General features: G+C 54.5%; 16 protein-coding genes and 1 tRNA gene. 9 read left to right on the forward strand and 8 right to left on the reverse strand.

The window, feature by feature from the left end; all coding sequences use genetic code 11:
• Positions 1-11 precede the first annotated feature (11 nt).
• The 5 genes from EnteroDNA1_RS19260 to folD form a co-directional block, all read right to left on the reverse strand.
• Entirely contained in the window at positions 12-539 is a 528-nt protein-coding gene (locus EnteroDNA1_RS19260) for a metal-dependent hydrolase (protein WP_069303764.1), read from the reverse strand.
• Positions 540-613: 74 nt separating this feature from the next.
• The gene (gene malI, locus EnteroDNA1_RS19265; protein WP_023310638.1) at positions 614-1,630 is read right to left on the reverse strand and encodes a Mal regulon transcriptional regulator MalI; all 1,017 of its coding nucleotides are present in this window, start codon (positions 1,628-1,630) and stop codon (positions 614-616) included.
• Positions 1,631-1,716: 86 nt separating this feature from the next.
• Positions 1,717-3,216, reverse strand: coding sequence for a PTS transporter subunit EIIC (locus EnteroDNA1_RS19270; RefSeq protein WP_029741054.1), 1,500 nt, complete (start codon positions 3,214-3,216; stop codon positions 1,717-1,719).
• A 234-nt stretch (positions 3,217-3,450) separates the two neighbouring features.
• Positions 3,451-3,663 carry a ribosome-associated protein YbcJ gene (ybcJ, locus tag EnteroDNA1_RS19275; protein WP_023334767.1) on the reverse strand — a complete coding sequence of 71 codons (213 nt, stop codon included), beginning with the start codon at positions 3,661-3,663 and terminating at the stop codon, positions 3,451-3,453.
• A 1-nt stretch (position 3,664) separates the two neighbouring features.
• Complete coding sequence (folD, locus tag EnteroDNA1_RS19280) at positions 3,665-4,531, reverse strand: bifunctional methylenetetrahydrofolate dehydrogenase/methenyltetrahydrofolate cyclohydrolase FolD (protein ID WP_008499332.1); 867 nt, start codon at positions 4,529-4,531, stop codon at positions 3,665-3,667.
• Positions 4,532-4,841: 310 nt separating this feature from the next.
• On the opposite strand from folD, the gene fimA reads away from it, so the two are divergent.
• From fimA to sfmF, 6 genes are all read left to right on the forward strand, one after another.
• Entirely contained in the window at positions 4,842-5,405 is a 564-nt protein-coding gene (gene fimA / locus EnteroDNA1_RS19285) for a type 1 fimbrial major subunit FimA (protein WP_023310641.1), read from the forward strand.
• Positions 5,406-5,473: 68 nt separating this feature from the next.
• Entirely contained in the window at positions 5,474-6,019 is a 546-nt protein-coding gene (fimI, locus tag EnteroDNA1_RS19290) for a type 1 fimbrial protein subunit FimI (protein WP_023310642.1), read from the forward strand.
• Between the two features lie 34 nt (positions 6,020-6,053).
• Positions 6,054-6,746: a type 1 fimbria chaperone FimC gene (gene fimC, locus EnteroDNA1_RS19295; RefSeq protein ID WP_032661434.1), complete on the forward strand. Its 693-nt coding sequence runs from the start codon at positions 6,054-6,056 to the stop codon at positions 6,744-6,746.
• 14 nt (positions 6,747-6,760) lie between these two features.
• Entirely contained in the window at positions 6,761-9,322 is a 2,562-nt protein-coding gene (locus EnteroDNA1_RS19300; RefSeq protein ID WP_069303765.1) for a fimbrial biogenesis usher protein, read from the forward strand.
• Complete coding sequence (fimH, locus tag EnteroDNA1_RS19305) at positions 9,315-10,322, forward strand: type 1 fimbria D-mannose specific adhesin FimH (protein WP_033144826.1); 1,008 nt, start codon at positions 9,315-9,317, stop codon at positions 10,320-10,322. Before EnteroDNA1_RS19300 ends, fimH begins: the two co-directional genes overlap by 8 nt.
• Before the next feature lie 9 nt (positions 10,323-10,331).
• Positions 10,332-10,853: a fimbria assembly protein gene (gene sfmF / locus EnteroDNA1_RS19310; RefSeq protein ID WP_039263992.1), complete on the forward strand. Its 522-nt coding sequence runs from the start codon at positions 10,332-10,334 to the stop codon at positions 10,851-10,853.
• Positions 10,854-10,904: 51 nt separating this feature from the next.
• Here sfmF and fimZ read toward each other — a convergent pair whose 3' ends face one another.
• From fimZ to EnteroDNA1_RS19325, 3 genes are all read right to left on the reverse strand, one after another.
• Positions 10,905-11,537, reverse strand: a complete 633-nt coding sequence (gene fimZ / locus EnteroDNA1_RS19315; protein ID WP_033144828.1) for a fimbria biosynthesis transcriptional regulator FimZ — start codon at positions 11,535-11,537, stop codon at positions 10,905-10,907.
• A gap of 800 nt (positions 11,538-12,337) precedes the next feature.
• The gene (locus EnteroDNA1_RS19320) at positions 12,338-13,066 is read right to left on the reverse strand and encodes a helix-turn-helix transcriptional regulator (RefSeq protein WP_048975481.1); all 729 of its coding nucleotides are present in this window, start codon (positions 13,064-13,066) and stop codon (positions 12,338-12,340) included.
• Positions 13,067-13,090: 24 nt separating this feature from the next.
• Positions 13,091-13,789 (reverse strand): EAL domain-containing protein, encoded by a 699-nt coding sequence (locus EnteroDNA1_RS19325; RefSeq protein WP_069303766.1) that lies wholly within the window; start codon positions 13,787-13,789, stop codon positions 13,091-13,093.
• A 278-nt stretch (positions 13,790-14,067) separates the two neighbouring features.
• Here EnteroDNA1_RS19325 and EnteroDNA1_RS19330 point away from each other — a divergent pair.
• The 3 genes from EnteroDNA1_RS19330 to EnteroDNA1_RS19340 all read left to right on the forward strand — a co-directional run bounded on the left by EnteroDNA1_RS19330 (position 14,068) and on the right by EnteroDNA1_RS19340 (position 16,449).
• Positions 14,068-14,144 (forward strand) — tRNA-Arg (locus EnteroDNA1_RS19330).
• Positions 14,145-14,246: 102 nt separating this feature from the next.
• Positions 14,247-15,077, forward strand: coding sequence for a CPBP family intramembrane glutamic endopeptidase (locus tag EnteroDNA1_RS19335; RefSeq protein ID WP_069303767.1), 831 nt, complete (start codon positions 14,247-14,249; stop codon positions 15,075-15,077).
• 355 nt (positions 15,078-15,432) lie between these two features.
• Entirely contained in the window at positions 15,433-16,449 is a 1,017-nt protein-coding gene (locus tag EnteroDNA1_RS19340) for an iron ABC transporter substrate-binding protein (RefSeq protein WP_039263996.1), read from the forward strand.
• Positions 16,450-16,472: the final 23 nt, after the last annotated feature.

Consider the following 16,472-nt stretch of genomic DNA (forward strand, 5'->3'; position numbering starts at 1 on the left):
GGGTGAGGGCATCAGCGCGCACGTTTCCTCCACCACAGCAACCCCATCAGCACGACTCCCGGCAGCCACACCCACAGCAGTTCTGACACGATCACCTGATGCCCGTACGGCGTGGTATAGCGCGATAGCGCAAACGGCGCGACCTTAATGACCTGCCACGGCGCAAAGAAGCGTTCATCTGACCACGGCCACAGCCAGCCGACGCCTTTCCCTCCCGTGGTAATCGAATCCAGCAGGCTGTGCGAAAGCAATGACACGGTCAAAAACAGCCAGCACCGCGTCAGGCTGACCCGGAACCACCGTCGTCCAGTCAGCACGCAGAGTATCGGCACCACAAAGGCGAACAGCAGGGAGTGGGTAAAGCCGCGATGGCCGAAAACATTGCCGTACGCGACGCCGAACTTGAACGCCAGCACGTCGGCATCCGGCAGCATGGCGAGGACAATCCCGGCAAACAGCAGGCGGGGAGGAATCACTTTGGTTCCGAGGCCTAAGCCCAGACAAAGCGGAACAGCAGCGTGTGTAATAACGGTAGGCATTGCGATTATCCATGGCAAATCATGGAAATATAGCAGCAATCCCGCACCAGCAGACCCGCGTCAAATTCTTATTTTTACGCCGACTCGCGCGCGATAAGCTGCCCGGAAAGCGTAATGCGCTGGGTTTGCAGCGTCGGCTCCTTCAGCGTGCGAATAATCAGCCCGGCAGCCTGGCGCCCGGTCTCTTCGCTGGCGGACGAGACGTAGGTAAAGGACGGCGAGGTGAGGTTAACGTGGAGCATATCTTCGAAACCGACCAGCGCGACCTGCTGCGTCAGAAACACATCTTTACCCACCGTTCGTCCAACCTGATGAATACCGGAGATGGAGCCGATCATGGCATCCGGAGAGTGGCAGAGCAGGGCGGTGATGGTGTTGTTTTTTTCCAGCAGCTGGCGGGTGGCGAAACCCGCCGCCAGCGTGTCATCGCTGCAGGCCGGAGAGTATTCATCCCGCCAGACCAGCCCGTTCTGCGTCATCGCGCTGCGAAAACCGAGCAGGCGCTGCTCGCGGATAAGGCAGCCTTCACGCCCGCCAATGTAGGCAATATTGCGATGGCCGCGCTCGATAAGATAACGCACCGCCAGGTTTGCCGCCTGACGGTTATCGCGCATCACCAGATTGCATTTTTCATCCAGCAGCGACTGAGAAACCACCACCAGCGGCAGCGGGCAGCGGCGAATTTGCTCCGGCAGGGTGGAGGTGCGGGTATCCGAGGCCAGATAGATAACCCCGGCGACGCCCTGCTGCTTAAACGACAGCAGGCAGCGCTCAAGATGGTCATGGTCGTTCTGGGGCTGGCCGAGAAAAACCATATACCCCTGTTTTTCAAGATCCTGGACGATGCTCGCCATCACCTTGATGGAGAAACTGTCGCTAAAGTCGCGGAGGATCAGGCCAATCAGATTGGACGTATTGGCGCGGAGATTGGCAGCGGCAACGTTATGAACATAGCCCAGCGTATTGATGGCAGCGTTGACCTTCTCGATCGTTGCCTCTGAGATTTTCCCTTTCTGGCGCAAAACCAGCGAGACGGTTGAGACCGATACGCCCGCGTGCTTTGCGACATCAATAATGCTGACTTTCTTCAAAACCGCTCCCTGAAATTCACCGATTATCAGTCAGATACGACAATGCGTCTCCCAGACTACAGGAGACGCGTCGTTCAGGCATCTTATTATTTGCCGATCATGGTGGACATGGTCTGGGCGATAAACTGTGCTCTGGCACCGAATATCACCTGAATACCGTTGTCGCCGACGAAGACCACGCCGCGCGCACCCAGTCCGTTCAGGCCGTCCTTATCGACCACCTCGCTTTTTGCCACTTCCAGGCGAAGGCGGGTGATACAGGCGCCGACGGAGTCGATGTTGTGCGCCCCGCCCAGCAGGGTGATGATCTCGGTCGCGAGTTCTGAATCAGACTTATCATCCGCGTTGGCGGTCACTTCAGTGCGGCCCGGCGTTTTCACGTCGAAACGACGGATCACAAAGCGGAACGTGAAGTAATAAATCAGACCCATTGGAATGCCGATGATAATCGCATTCAGGAAGTTGGTCTTGTAGCCGTTAAAGGACGGCAGGATCCCGAATGACAGATAGTCGATAAAGCCTGCGGAGAACGACTTGGCGATATGCGCATGCAGTAGATACATGGTCATGTAGGCCAGGCCCGCCATGATGGCGTTAAAGACGTACAGGATCGGCGCCACAAAGATAAAGGTAAACTCGACCGGTTCGGTGATCCCCGTCAGGAAGCAGGTCAGCGCCGCAGAGAACAGAATACCGGCCGCGATTTTCTTATTCTTCGTATGGGCTTCGTGATACATCGCCAGGCACGCGGCGGGCAGCGCGAACAGCATCAGCGGGAATTCGCCCTGCATGAATTTACCGGCATTTTGGTAGGTGTCGCTGCTGAAGGACTTCACTCCTTCTTCCAGCATCTTGAACCAGATCGTCTGGTCGCCGTGGATCACCTGTCCAGCCTGGGTGGTGTAATCCCCGAACGAATACCAGAAGGACGGATACCAGATGTGGTGCAGGCCGAGCGGGATCAGCGCGCGCTCTACCAGACCGAAGATAAAGGTCGACGCCGCCTGATTATCGCCGTTCACCACCACGGAGAGCGCGTCGATACCGGCCTGAATATGCTGCCACACGTACGGCAGCAGCAGCCCCATCAGGAACGACAGAAACGCCGTTGCAATGGCCACGAAGCGCTTGCCGGAGAAGAAGCCCAGGAACTCCGGCAGCTGCATGGTGTGGAAGCGGTTATAGCACCAGGCCGCGAGAATACCGCAGATCAGGCCGCCGAAGACGCCCATCTGCAGCGTCGGGATGCCGACCACCATGGCGTATTTCCCACCCTGGGAGGCCATTTCCGGCGTGATGCTCAGCACGGTGCTGATGGTGATATTCGTGACAAACACCGACACCGCCGCAGACAGCGCCGCGATGCCAGATTCTGACGCCAGACCCACGGCGGAGCCAATGGCAAACAGCATCGGCAGGTTATCAAAGATAACCCCGCCCGCGTTCATCATCAGCGGCAGATGGAACTTATCGCCGAAGGCCAGCAGCAGGCCCGCAGCGGGAAGCAGTGAAATTGGCAGCATCAAGGCGCGACCAATCATCGATAACTTAGACAGCGATTTAACAAACCCTGATATCAGACTCATGCTGATTTCCCCCGAGTAGCGCTTTTCTGGCGCTGTTATTGTAAGTATAACGTTTTAGTAGAACGTTCTACTTATCGTGGGCAAAGAGTGAAAAACGCGCAACAGAATTTTCATGTTTCAACAGATGAAATAGTGATTATTTGAAGTTGATCGATAAATAACCGCGATGGGTGTGAGGGGATTTTATATCCCCTCTCCCTGTGGGAGAGGGTTAGGGTAAGGGCATAAAACGGCTCAGGCCGTAACGGTTACGCTCTGCCCTTCAAAGCTCACGGTCTGACCCGCGACAATCTTGCAGCGCTTGCGCGTTTCTACCACGCCGTCGACTTTTACCAGCCCGTCGGCGATAACGATTTTCGCCTGCGCGCCGCTTTCGCTCCAGCCTTCCAGCTTCAGCAGGTCGCACAGCTCAACGTGCGGGTGTTTACCTAATGAAAAAGTCGCCATCTTACGCGTCCTCTACGTCGTGATATTCTTCGCACGCCTGCAGCGTGTTCTGAATCAGCGTTGCTACGGTCATCGGGCCTACGCCGCCCGGTACGGGGGTGATGTAAGACGCGCGCGCGGCGGCATCTTCGTACACCACGTCGCCGACCACTTTGCCGTTTTCCAGACGGTTAATCCCTACGTCCACGACAATCGCGCCCTCTTTGATCCACTCGCCCGGAATAAAGCCCGGCTTGCCGACCGCGACGATCAGCAGATCGGCGTTTTCGACGTGGTGACGCAGGTTTTTGGTGAAGCGGTGGGTCACGGTGGTGGTGCAGCCCGCCAGCAGCAGCTCCATGCTCATCGGGCGGCCCACGATGTTGGACGCACCGATAACCACGGCGTTCAGACCGTAGGTGTCGATGTTATAGCGCTCCAGCAGCGTCACAATGCCGCGCGGCGTGCACGGGCGCAGACGCGGCGCGCGCTGGCACAGGCGGCCAACGTTGTACGGATGGAAACCGTCCACGTCTTTATCCGGCGCGATACGCTCCAGCACCTTCACGTTGTCGATACCCGCCGGCAGCGGCAGCTGAACCAGAATACCGTCGATCTCTTTGTCGGCATTCAGGGTGTCAATAAGTTCCAGCAGCTCTGCTTCGCTGGTGGTTTCCGGCAAATCGTAAGAGCGGGAGACGAAGCCCACCTCTTCACACGCTTTGCGCTTGCTGCCGACATAAATCTGCGATGCCGGGTTGCTGCCAACCAGCACAACGGCCAGCCCGGGGGCGCGTTTTCCGGCAGCTTTACGCGCCTTCACTTTTTCCGCGACCTCAGAGCGCACCTGCTGCGCAATCGTTTTACCGTCAATAATCTTTGCTGCCATCAGAGAGAAGATTCCGTCTGTAACGTTTGAAAGGGGGGATGGCGTGTATTTTGTCAGAAGCGAGCGTCGCTGTCAGTCACCCTTTACGCGTTTTTATCAGTGAGACGCAAAAACCCTTCTTAAGGGATGGTCAATTTCTTAGGCGGGATTAGGATGTGACCTGGCGAAATGGCAGCGTTTTGACATATTTAAAAAACGCGTCCTGAGCTACTTTGTCTCCTCCGAAATAAGCTTTCAATTAATCAATTGAACGTATTTCTTATTCCCGATTATTCGCGGGAAGGGTTATTTACATTTTAAAGGAATAGACATGAAACTCAGCAACATTGCTTCTACTGTTATTGCTACTTTGGCCCTGGTTGCAGGTGCCGCAAATGCAGCAGATCCTGCTGCGCCGGTTTCCGTAAATGGCGGTACCGTACATTTTAAAGGTGAGCTGGTTAATGCGGCTTGTTCAGTAAATACTGATTCTTCCGAGCAGACCGTTAATCTGGGTCAGTATCGCACCGCGAAATTTACCAAAGTGGGCGACACCACCTCTAATATTCCATTCAACATTGAACTGAATGATTGCGATCCGCTGGTTGCCAAAACTGCCGCTGTTGCGTTCACCGGTCAGATCGACCCAACCGACAAAACCCTGCTTGCCGTGACTTCCGGTAACAACGACAACACCGCAAAAGGCGTGGGTATCGAGATCCTCGACAGCAAATCCAGCGTTCTGACCCCAGACGGCGCGACCTTCTCTGCTGCGCAGACGCTGATCGAAGGGACCAACACCCTGAAGTTCACCGCACGTTACAAATCAACGGCTGCCACCACTGAGCCAGGCCAGGCAAACGCTGACGCCACCTTCGTAATGAAATACGAGTAATTCCTCCGCACAGGGATGTTCAGGCCTCACGGACGAGGCCCGTCATACGCTAATGCCAGGAACGAAGGATGACAAGGACTGGAACACTACTGCTGTTAACCCTTGCGATGGCTTGCCCGGCATCGGCGCATACCGTGGTGATCGAAGGTGGCAAGGTTCATCTCAGAGGTGAACTGGTGAACGGCGGCTGCGCCGTGGCGCCCGACAGCCAGAATATGCGCATCGACATGGGGCAGTACCGAACCAATTCATTTTCCGGTGTGGGCAGTTTTTCCACGGTTAACGTGCCTTTTACCGTGCGGCTGCTGGACTGCAGCGTTGATGTTTCGCGCACCGTGGGGATCCAGTTTCAGGGCGTGACGCCCGCAGAAGATCCGCAGGTCTTTCTGGCGACCTCGCGGCCGGGTGAAACGCCCGTCAGCAGCGGCGTGGGGCTGGCGCTTTTTGACGAACAGCAGCGTCAGATTATCCCAAATGCCACGGCCGTCAGCTGGCTGCCGATCGATACCCGCGAGCTCGCGTTCCATTTTAGCGCCCGCTATCGGGCTATTTCCGAACACCTCGAGCCAGGCAAAATTCAGTCGGATGTCTGGTTTACGTTGATTTATCCATAACACCTGCGAACACATTATTAAAGGTACGGTTGTGATGAATACCCTAATTAAACCAGGACTTTTTTTATCGTTTATTTTGATGATGGTTTCTGCCTGCGCAAATGCTTCCGGCGGTATTGCGCTGGGGGCCACGCGCGTTATTTATCCCGCAGAGGCGAAGCAAACGTCGCTGGCGATCACCAACAGCAACAAACAGGAACGCTATTTAATTAACGCGTGGATCGAAAATGCGAGCGGGCAAAAAGAAAAAACCTTTGCCGTCACTCCGCCCCTGTTTGTCAGCGAGCCGAACAGTGAAAATACGCTGCGTATTATTTACGCCGGGCCAGCGCTGCCTGCCGATCGCGAATCGCTCTTTTACATGAACGTGAAGGCGATCCCGTCGGTGAACAAAGCGAAAACGGAAAACAATAACGTGCTGCAGCTGGCGATCCTCTCACGCATCAAGCTGTTTGTGCGCCCGAACAACCTGGCGATGCAGCCGGAAGAGGCGCTTTCCCAGCTGCGGTTTGAGCGCGCGGGCAGCCATCTCAAAGTCAGCAACGCTTCCCCGTATTACATCACCCTCGTCAACCTGAAGCTGGGCGGGCAGCAGCTGGATAACCTGATGGTTGCGCCGAAAAGCTCGGCTCAGCAGGTGCTGCCAGCCGGTGCTGGCGGTACGCTTTCCTGGCAGAGCGTGAATGACTACGGTGCCATCACTCCGGCGCGTAGCGTCAACCTGTGAGCAGAGTCAGGGCGATGAAAAAGCACCAGAGACGTTACTGCCCGGTTGCACTGGCGCTGATGGCTGCGCTCTGGCCGCAGGCTGGCTGGAGCGAAAGTTATTTCAACCCGGCCTTCTTGTCCGACGACACCGCCAGCGTGGCGGATTTGTCGCGTTTTGAACAAGGACACCAGCAGGCACCCGGCGTTTATCGCGTGGATATCTGGCGTAACGATGAGTTTATCGGTACCCAGGACGTGCGTTTCGAGCAGGCCAAGAACACGCCGCCGGTGGCGGGCGGTTTGTCGGCGTGCATTACGCGCGCGATGCTCGATCGCTTTGGCGTCAATGTCGCGGCGTTTCCCGAGCTGGCTAAGGTGCAGGGCGACACCTGCGTTCCGTTGACCACGGCCATACCCGGCAGCGAAACGGTATTCAATTTTGCCTCTCAGCGTCTGGACGTCAGCCTGCCGCAGGTGGCGTTGCAAAACAGCGCCAGGGGCTACATTCCGCCTGAACAGTGGGATGAAGGCATTCCCGCCGCGCTGGTGAACTACAGCTTCACCGGTAACCGGGGAAGCGAAGACGACAGCTATTATCTGAACCTGCAGAGCGGGTTGAACTATGGCGCCTGGCGTTTACGTAACAACGGCGCATGGCGGTACACGCAGAATAACGGGCAGCGGCACAGCGAGTGGCAGAATATTGGCACCTGGGCGCAGCGCACCGTCATCCCGCTCAAAAGCGAACTGGTGCTGGGCGACAGCAATACCGGGAATGACGTCTTCGACAGCATGGGTTTTCGCGGTGGGCGGCTCTTCTCGTCTGACAGCATGTACCCGGACAGCCAGCAGGGCTACGCGCCGACCGTGCGGGGGATCGCCCGTACGCCCGCCAAAGTGATGGTTCGCCAGAACGGCTACGTTATCTATCAAAGCTATGTGCAGCCGGGCGCATTTGCCATTACCGATCTTAACCCGACCTCCTCAAGCGGTGACCTGGAAGTCACGGTCGAAGAGAAAGACGGCACCCAGCAGCGCTATACCGTGCCGTACTCCACCGTGCCGCTCCTGCAGCGTGAAGGGCGCTGGAAGTATGACCTCGTCGCGGGGGATTACCGCAGCGGGAACAGCGATCAGGATACGCCGTTCTTCACTCAGGGCACCCTGATTACCGGTCTTGCCAACGGTTACACGCTCTACGGCGGGACGCAGCTGGCGTCACGCTATACCGCGGTGGCCGTCGGGGCCGGGAAAAACCTGGGCGACTGGGGCGCGGTCTCGCTCGATATCACCCACGCCCGCAGCCAGCTCGCGGACGACAGCAGGCACGAAGGGCAGTCTCTGCGCTTCCTCTACGCGAAATCCCTTAACGGCTTCGGCACTAACTTCCAGCTGCTGGGCTACCGCTACTCCACAAAAGGGTTTTACACCCTCGACGATGTCGCCTGGCGCTCAATGGAGGGCTATCAGTATGCCGATAGTCAGAACGATAACGATGTGCCGGACGTGCAGAGCTATCACAACCTGACGTGGAATAAAAAAGGCCGCTTCCAGCTCAACGTTTCTCAGTCGCTGGGGGACTACGGCTCGGTCTATATCTCCGGTAGCGAGCAGACCTACTGGGGAACAGACGAGACGAACCTCTGGTACCAGCTGGGCTATGCGGGCGGCGTGAAGGGGATCAACTACTCCGTCTCGTGGTCGTGGAACAAATCCGTGGGGATAGACGGCACCGATCGGATCGCGTCGTTTAACGTCTCCGTGCCGTTCAGCCTCTTTACCCGTCAGGGCTATCGCCGGGACAGCGCGATTGACCGCGCCTACGCTACGGCATCCGCCAGTCGAAACAGCGACGGCGACACAAGCTGGCAAACCGGCGTCAGCGGAACGCTGCTGGAGGATCGCAACCTGAACTACAGCGTGACCCAGGGACACGCCAGCACCAACGGCGCAAGCGGAAGCGCCAGCGCCAACTGGCAGGCGACCTACGGCACGCTGGGCGTTGGCTACAACTATTCCCGCGACCAGCACGATCTCAACTGGCAGCTCTCCGGCGGGGTGGTCGGCCACGCCGACGGCGTGACCTTCAGCCAGCCGCTGGGCGACACCAACGTGCTGATCAAAGCGCCGGGGGCATCGGGCGTCAGTATTGAAAACCAGACCGGCGTGAAAACCGACTGGCGAGGCTACGCGGTGATGCCGTATGCCACCGTCTATCGTTACAACCGCGTGGCGCTGGATACCAACACCATGAGCAACAACACCGATATCGAAAACAACGTGAGCAGCGTGGTGCCGACCAAAGGCGCGCTGGTACGCGCCAGCTTTGATACCCGCATTGGCGTGCGCGCCCTGCTGACGGTAACGCGCGGCAACCAGCTGGTGCCGTTCGGCGCGGTGGTGCGTGAGACCAAAAGCGGCGTGACGAGCATGGTGGGGGATGACGGGCAAATTTACCTGAGTGGGCTGCCGCTGGAGGGCGAACTGCTGATCCAGTGGGGCGACGGGGCGCAGTCCCAGTGTCGCGCACCTTACAGCTTGTCTGAACAGAGCCTGCAACAGGCAATCACACTTAAGGGGATCGGCTGTGATTAAAACTCAACTCTTTGCCTTGTCGCTGCTGGCGCTACTGCCCGCGACAAACGCATTAGCGACCGTGTGCGTCAATGAAAAAGGCGTGCCGACGGAAGTGCATTACGACCTGACGGATAAATTCAACAGCTCGAATAACCAGATTGGGCAGGTCGTGACGCTCAGCGAGAAATCGCAGTGGGTAGGGGTGAATGCCGTCTGCCCGAAGGGCACGACCGGGAATACCACCAAGCGCAGCTATGTGACCGATTATCCGGTCACGGGGACCAGCGATGGCTATCAGTATCTGAAGCTTAACGACTATCTGGACGGGGCGATGAAAATCACGGACAGCTATGCTGGCGTGTTTTACCCGCCAAAAAGCTATATCCAGATGGGGAGCCATCCTAACGTCTCCAAAAACAAACCGTTTGGCGTTCAGGACTCCAGCCTGGTCTTCCGTCTTAAGGTGACCCGGCGTTTTATCAACATGGTGGTGATCCCGCGTGCCACCATGTTCCGCGTTTACGTCACCACTACCTCTTCCGATCCGTTAACCACGCCGGTCTATACCATCAGCTACAGCGGAACCATTCAGGTGCCGCAAAGCTGCGCCATCAATGCCGGTAACGTGGTGGAGTTTGATTTCGGCGACATTGGCGCCTCCTTGTTCAGCAAGGCGGGCGTGGGTAACAAGCCGGAGGGGGTCTCATCGCAAAGCAAAACCATCGCCATCAAATGCACCAACGTGGAGGCGAACGCCATGCTGACGATGCGGGTCGAGGCGGAAAAAGTCTCTGATAATGTGCTGGTGTCGGATAACCCGGATGTGGGGTTCATCATCGCCAACGAGAGCGGGGCGCCGCTGACGCCCAACAACCTGACGAGCAAAATTCCGTTCCGCCTCGACGACAGCGCGCAGGCGCAGGTCGGGATCCGGGTCTGGCCGGTGAGCGTGACGGGCAATAAGCCAGCGGAAGGGCGTTTCACCTCGCGCGGGTATTTGCGCGTGGATTACGACTAAGGAGCCGATATGCGAAACAGGATCCGTTTTCTCACCGTAGCGCTCTTTGCGCTTTGCACGCAGGCTCAGGCGGACACCGCGTTGGGCGAGATTAACATTCGGCTCTACGGCAATATCGTCGATTTTACCTGCGTTGCCGAGGGCAGCGACAGCGACAAGGCCGTCCCGCTGGGCACCTGGCCCACGAAACAGCTCAGCACCACCGGGAGCCGCACGCAGCCGATGCCGTTTACGCTGAAGCTGACCGGCTGCCCGCCGGGCGCGGCGTCCATTACATTTTCGGGTAAAGCCGACGGAAGTAATAGCGGCCTGCTGGCGCTGAATGACGCCAGTACTGCAAGCCATGTCGCCGTTGAGATCAGGGATGCGGATAAAACGCGGCTGGCGCTTCAGCAGGCCAGCCAGCCGGTCTCGGTTGATGCGCAGGGAAATGCGATTCTGTCATTTTATGCCAATTATATTGCCACTGCCGATAACCCTCAGCCCGGACGGGCTGATGCGGATGCCACCTTCATGATTAATTATAATTAGCACTGACCGCACTCCCTGCAGCTCAGATAAGCTGCAGGGAGTGAATTCAGGTTATAGCAGCTCGTGGGCTTTAGCGTAATCAATTAATTCCACGATGCTTTGCACACCCAGCTTGGAATAAATATTGGATTTGTGCGCGCTAATGGTCTTGTTGCTTAATAGTAGCTGTTCAGCAATTTCCTTGTTGGATAATCCATTCGCCAGATACCGTAATACCGTGACCTCGCGATTCGATAATGGCATATCTACTGCCATCCCTTTCCCTGAACCCAGGTGGTTTATAAAGTTCAGCGTTTCCGACGGGAAAAAGGAATAGCCCATCAGGATCATTTCTACGGCGTTGTAGATCTCCCCTAAATCTTTTCGTTTACTGACGAAGCCATTTGCCCCGGCGCGAATGGCGCGACCCGCGTAAAATAACTCTGATTTAGACGAGAGGAACAGAACCTTAATGTTCTTGTTTAAGTTTCTGATTCTCTTAAGTAAAGCGAAAGCATCCGTGCCCGTGAGTTCAATGTCAAGGATCACCAGATCGATAGGGTGATTGCGGATACAGTCAAGGACTTCATGGCTATCGCCAGACTTGAGCTTGACTGTGATATTCTTATTTTTCTGTAGCAGGACTTCTATCGACATTCTGACGATAGGATGTTCGTCCATAATGATAACGGATGCCGGTTTCATTTTTAATGCCTCAGATTGTTAAAAGCGTTATGCAGAGTTTGGTAAAACTCTCGAAATGCCGGAAGGATATAATGTGCAGATCCCTATACCGTAGTATTTCCCTGGAAAGAGCGAAAGCATCCTTGTTTACGTAATGAAAAGAACTATGCCTCAGCGCGGTCATCTCATTAGGCTGGTGTTGGCAAAAAGGTTTTTCTTATTCATATTTGATACGCATCTTATTATACAGGGTAAGTTTTTTCCGAAAACCCTGTAAATTAATATGAGGGTATTGGTTTGTATTATCTTCTGGATCTTAATCGCTATTTTTTTAAATTTAGCGGAAATATCCTGTTATCTCATTTACCGCATATTTTCATCTTTATGTAATAACAAAAAATAACAGATATCTCTGTATGTTGATTAATTGTTAACAAAAATACGCCTCTTTGAAAGGGACGAACCCGCAAAAGTGAGGTTAAAAATTGCCCTCGCAGGCCGTCTGACCTTCATCTGAAAGTGCTTGCGCCGATCCGGATAACGGCGTCTGGTGCACAGGAGAACGTGCTGCCCGCTTTGCTTTTTACTCCTGGCAGTTGTCGCTAAGCTGCTTGTTTTTACATCATTATCATCTTGTTAACGCCTTCTGCATTCGCTTAACGGATGGAGGAAAGTGCTGCCGTTCCGCTAATCTGTGGCATTTCACAAGGTTCGCGTCCATAAATTAGGAATAGTTATAAATTCGATTATATTGTTAAAAATTAACATTTTCGCAACGCAAGTGGTAAGTAAATTCTTAAACCGCTTTAGGAAATAAGGGGTTAGGACGTGAGTGAAAACGTGCAGTCTGAGAGGTTATTAAGAAGATGCAGCAATTCCTGGCGATGGCTTAGCCCCAGCTTCAGCAGGATGCAGCTGAGACGATAGATAATGCGGCTATAGGGGCGATTCTGCATAAGGGCAATCTGACGCAATGTCTTGCCCCGGGAAAGCTCCTGCAGAATGGGCCATTCGTTGCGCGAGAACCAGTCTTTCTCGGTTCCCGGCGGAGGGAGGGGATCCTGCAGGCTGTGCTGGAGCGCGGCGGCGTTCAGCTGACGTTCGAGTACATGAAAGGGACCTGCCGCTTTGCAGAAGAGGCGGGTGTCGTAATTATCGGCCCGGACCAACAGCCAGGGCGTCAGGAACGGAGGAAACAGGCTATGCCGTCTCAACTGATCCAGTTTCTCCAGAAGCCCCGTGGATCGGCTTTCAATATCCACGACCAGACGGGCTGAGGGCCACTGCGTCTGAGCGATAAGGGCGTCGTCCAGCGTGGCGTAGTCGCAGCAGCTGCTCAGGGGAAACTGCCCGTGGAGAAAACCGGTGCGCAGGTAGTGATCCTCCGTCACCAGAAGGATAAACGGGGCGTCGGTTTTGCGGGGCTGGCTGATGGACTGGCTCAAAAATTCGAGCCGGTCGAAAAAGGGGGGAGCAAAAGGTGAGCGCGTAAATCCCAGTGCATCACTTCCTGTACGCCGCCGCCGGTAACGGCGCACTGTCATTCGCATGGTCTCCCTCCTGGAAATGGCTTTTTAATCCTCCGGCCATGTCCAGGACGGCCAGTAATATCCCTGGCCGAGGTCTGCGCCTGCCTGCAGTGCCCAGGTACGATCGCGTTCAGTCTCAATACCTTCAATAAGCACTTTCCCGGCAAGCTGAAAGCAAAGGGAAACCAGTTGCCTCAGCGCAGGGGTGTCGCGTAAACGCCAGAATGCTTCCTTATCTATTTTGATGCCGCTTAACGGGAGTCGGCAGGATAAAAACGACTGCACTGTGACGTCATCCACGTCATCAAGCCAGATAGCGTGTCCCTGTTTGCAAAGTTGCCGCAAATTTTGAACGACATGCTGCTTCTCTACGAGGGAAAGCGCCAAAAAGGACGCGAGGTCGACAATCTCAATATTGAGCGGCATGCCTGGCAACCGGATAAGTCGCTGAAAAGACGCGGGCTCTGTCAGGACGGTTATCGGCAGATTAATAAAAAGATTATGACCGTGCGGCGTATTTTTTAACGCGGCAAGCTGCGCTTCAAGCAGCGTTATCGACCACTCTGCGGAGCGATCGCAAAAAAAGTTCTCGCTGTCCCGCGTGTCGGACAGAACGCTAAGGACCTCCACGCCAACCTGGCGCAAGGAGGAAAGGGCGACGATGGGCTCAAGCTTAATGCCGACGATGTCCTGAGAAATGTACTGTAACCGGGGGGGCGTATCGATCAGGTTTTGCGCTGTCACTCCATTGTCCTGTTGTCTGTCAGCCTCCAGGCGGCCGGGATACCTGACTCTAGTGTGACGAGCTGACGGTCAGGAAAACAGCAGGCGTTACTTAAATGCAACTAAGCCTTTTCGCAGCGCTAAATTTTACGGTGAAACAGGGCGAAATGTTGAGAAAATAGCCGTATTTACAATCGGCTAGCGGTAATTGGCCCTGAAAACGGAAAAGGCATTGACTCACCTGCCATTGACCGTATAATTCTTCGCGTTTCACCACCGCGAAGTACACGCATATCAGTGCGCCCTTAGCTCAGTTGGATAGAGCAACGGCCTTCTAAGCCGTAGGTCGTAGGTTCGAATCCTACAGGGCGTGCCATTTCATTTCATAGAGTTACGCCTCTTTCACATCCTCCTGATTTCCGTTGTGGGACATATTTGGGACATCGCCCCTAAAATTTACCGGTCAAGAAGGACATTTATGTGGTATCTACTCGCAACTTCGCTTGCCGCACTCTCCCTTAATAAAAGCCTGGCTTATCTAATGCTGGGATTAACGGCATTTCTCGGCTGGAAACAGGGCATTCTTGACGCCCCGGCGCTGCTGGTTATTGCATCAATCGTTGTTGGCTGGTCTGCTGTTGAATGGCTACGAAATAAAAATAATAAATATACCTATCTGGTCGAAGGCCTGTGCGTGGCCATCGCCGTTGCCCTGGTTTTGCATCTGATCCCGGGTTTTCATAACCCCAAAGTGCTGGATGCAGTCGTCGTTGGTCCGCAAAGCATACCGTTCAGTATGTACTTTAATATGGACAAGGCAGTGGTGCCGTTCTTTTTAATTACGTGCATGCCAACGTTATTCGTCGCAAAACCCCTCTATAAAGCGGGCAAGGTCGGCTGGGGAATATTGGTTCTTGCGATACCCGTGCTGTTACTTCTGGCTGTTGCGTTGGGCGGACTTAGAATTGAGCCGCATGCGCCTGAATGGTTCGCTCAATTTGCCCTTGCGAATATTTTTTTCGTCTCTTTGGCTGAGGAAGCCTTGTTCAGAGGCTACCTGCAGCAACGCTTGTCCCGTATTATTCATCCTGTTGTCGCGCTGTTGATTGCCTCAGTCATCTTTGGACTGATGCATTATAGCGGCGGTTTACTACTGATTATTTTTGCCAGCCTCTCCGGCATTATTTACGGCCTGGCGTGGATGTGGAGCGGCAGGCTCTGGGTTGCAACGTTATTCCATTTTGGGCTGAACTGCGTGCATTTATTGTTCTTCACCTATCCTATGTATGCCCCTCATGCGGTTATGTGATGCTTTTTAAATTAGTCGCCTTATAAATTTAGCGACCTCCGGATAAGCATAAAAAGCCCCGCAAGATCGGGGCTTTTATATCTTCCGGGCGCATGAATAACAGATTTACCTTCGCGTCATAATGAATAGAAGGCTAATGAATTTCACTGTAGGCAGGCTTAAGGTTTTCTTAATCTAAAAATTATCTCTCATTAAAATTTGGATTTTTATCATTCTAAAATCTGCTAAAAAGAAATTTTACACTTTTACGACTAAATTCGATTGATACTAATTATCATTAGCGTTGTTGTATGCTTTAATCCTGTCCCACAAAGCTATGAGTCGTTAATCCCGTTGGTCTATAAAGGATATGTTCATGAATTCTCGCCTGCTGTCCTGCTTCTCGCTTGCCTTGTTGTCTTCATCCCTTTTCCTTTCCACACAAGCGGTTGCCGCCGATAACAACGAAGGTATCGTTGTTTATAACGCGCAGCACGAAAACCTGGTGAAGTCGTGGGTTGACGGTTTTACCAAAGAAACCGGCATTAAAGTCACTCTGCGTAATGGCGATGACAGCGAGCTGGGTAACCAGCTGGTTCAGGAAGGCAGCGCGTCACCGGCAGACGTGTTCCTGACGGAGAACTCTCCTTCTATGGTGCTGGTGGATAATGCCAACCTGTTTGCGCCATTGGATGCAGACACCCTGAAGCAGGTACCGGCAGAATATCGTCCGGCGCACGGCCGCTGGATTGGCATCGCGGCCCGCAGCACGGTGTTTGTGTATAACCCGGAAAAGCTGAACGAAAAGCAGCTGCCTGAATCGCTGATGGATCTGGCAAAACCCGAGTGGAAAGGGCGCTGGGCGGCATCACCGTCAGGCGCGGATTTCCAGGCCATCGTGAGCGCGATGCTGGCGCTGAAAGGCGAAAAGGCCACGCTGGAATGGCTCAAGGCGATGAAAGCCAATTTCGTTGCCTATAAAGGCAACAGCACCGTGATGAAAGCGGTCAATGCCGGTCAGATTGATGGCGGCGTGATTTATCACTACTACCGTTTTGTCGATCAGTCCAAAACCGGTGAAAACAGCAAAAACACCCAGCTTTACTACTTCAAACACCAGGATCCGGGCGCGTTCGTGAGCCTCTCTGGCGGCGGCGTGCTGGCGTCCAGCAAACACAAAGCGCAGGCTCAGGCCTTCATCAAGTACATTACCGGTAAAGAAGGCCAGGAAAGCCTGCGGACCAACAACGCCTTTGAATATGCCGTGGGCGTGAACGCGGCCTCAAACCCGAAACTGGTCCCGCTGAAAGATCTTGATGCGCCGAAAGTTGAACCTTCAACGCTCAACAGTAAAAAAGTTATCGAGCTGATGACGCAAGCCGGCCTGCTGTGATCCTGAGAGTGAAGTGAACGTCT

The organism is Enterobacter sp. HK169 (assembly GCF_001719105.1).
GTDB classification, from domain to species: domain Bacteria; phylum Pseudomonadota; class Gammaproteobacteria; order Enterobacterales; family Enterobacteriaceae; genus Enterobacter; species Enterobacter asburiae_B.

Bases quoted from the DNA above. Each gene is read 5' to 3' on its own strand.
- fimZ (WP_033144828.1), bottom strand. From the start codon at position 11,537: ATGAAACCGGCATCCGTTATCATTATGGACGAACATCCTATCGTCAGA.
- sfmF (WP_039263992.1), top strand. From the start codon at position 10,332: ATGCGAAACAGGATCCGTTTTCTCACCGTAGCGCTCTTTGCGCTTTGC.
- fimI (WP_023310642.1), top strand. From the start codon at position 5,474: ATGACAAGGACTGGAACACTACTGCTGTTAACCCTTGCGATGGCTTGC.
- fimC (WP_032661434.1), top strand. From the start codon at position 6,054: ATGAATACCCTAATTAAACCAGGACTTTTTTTATCGTTTATTTTGATG.
- folD (WP_008499332.1), bottom strand. From the start codon at position 4,531: ATGGCAGCAAAGATTATTGACGGTAAAACGATTGCGCAGCAGGTGCGC.
- EnteroDNA1_RS19300 (WP_069303765.1), top strand. From the start codon at position 6,761: ATGAAAAAGCACCAGAGACGTTACTGCCCGGTTGCACTGGCGCTGATG.
- ybcJ (WP_023334767.1), bottom strand. From the start codon at position 3,663: ATGGCGACTTTTTCATTAGGTAAACACCCGCACGTTGAGCTGTGCGAC.
- EnteroDNA1_RS19260 (WP_069303764.1), bottom strand. From the start codon at position 539: ATGCCTACCGTTATTACACACGCTGCTGTTCCGCTTTGTCTGGGCTTA.
- fimA (WP_023310641.1), top strand. From the start codon at position 4,842: ATGAAACTCAGCAACATTGCTTCTACTGTTATTGCTACTTTGGCCCTG.
- EnteroDNA1_RS19270 (WP_029741054.1), bottom strand. From the start codon at position 3,216: ATGAGTCTGATATCAGGGTTTGTTAAATCGCTGTCTAAGTTATCGATG.
- EnteroDNA1_RS19340 (WP_039263996.1), top strand. From the start codon at position 15,433: ATGAATTCTCGCCTGCTGTCCTGCTTCTCGCTTGCCTTGTTGTCTTCA.
- EnteroDNA1_RS19335 (WP_069303767.1), top strand. From the start codon at position 14,247: ATGTGGTATCTACTCGCAACTTCGCTTGCCGCACTCTCCCTTAATAAA.
- EnteroDNA1_RS19320 (WP_048975481.1), bottom strand. From the start codon at position 13,066: ATGCGAATGACAGTGCGCCGTTACCGGCGGCGGCGTACAGGAAGTGAT.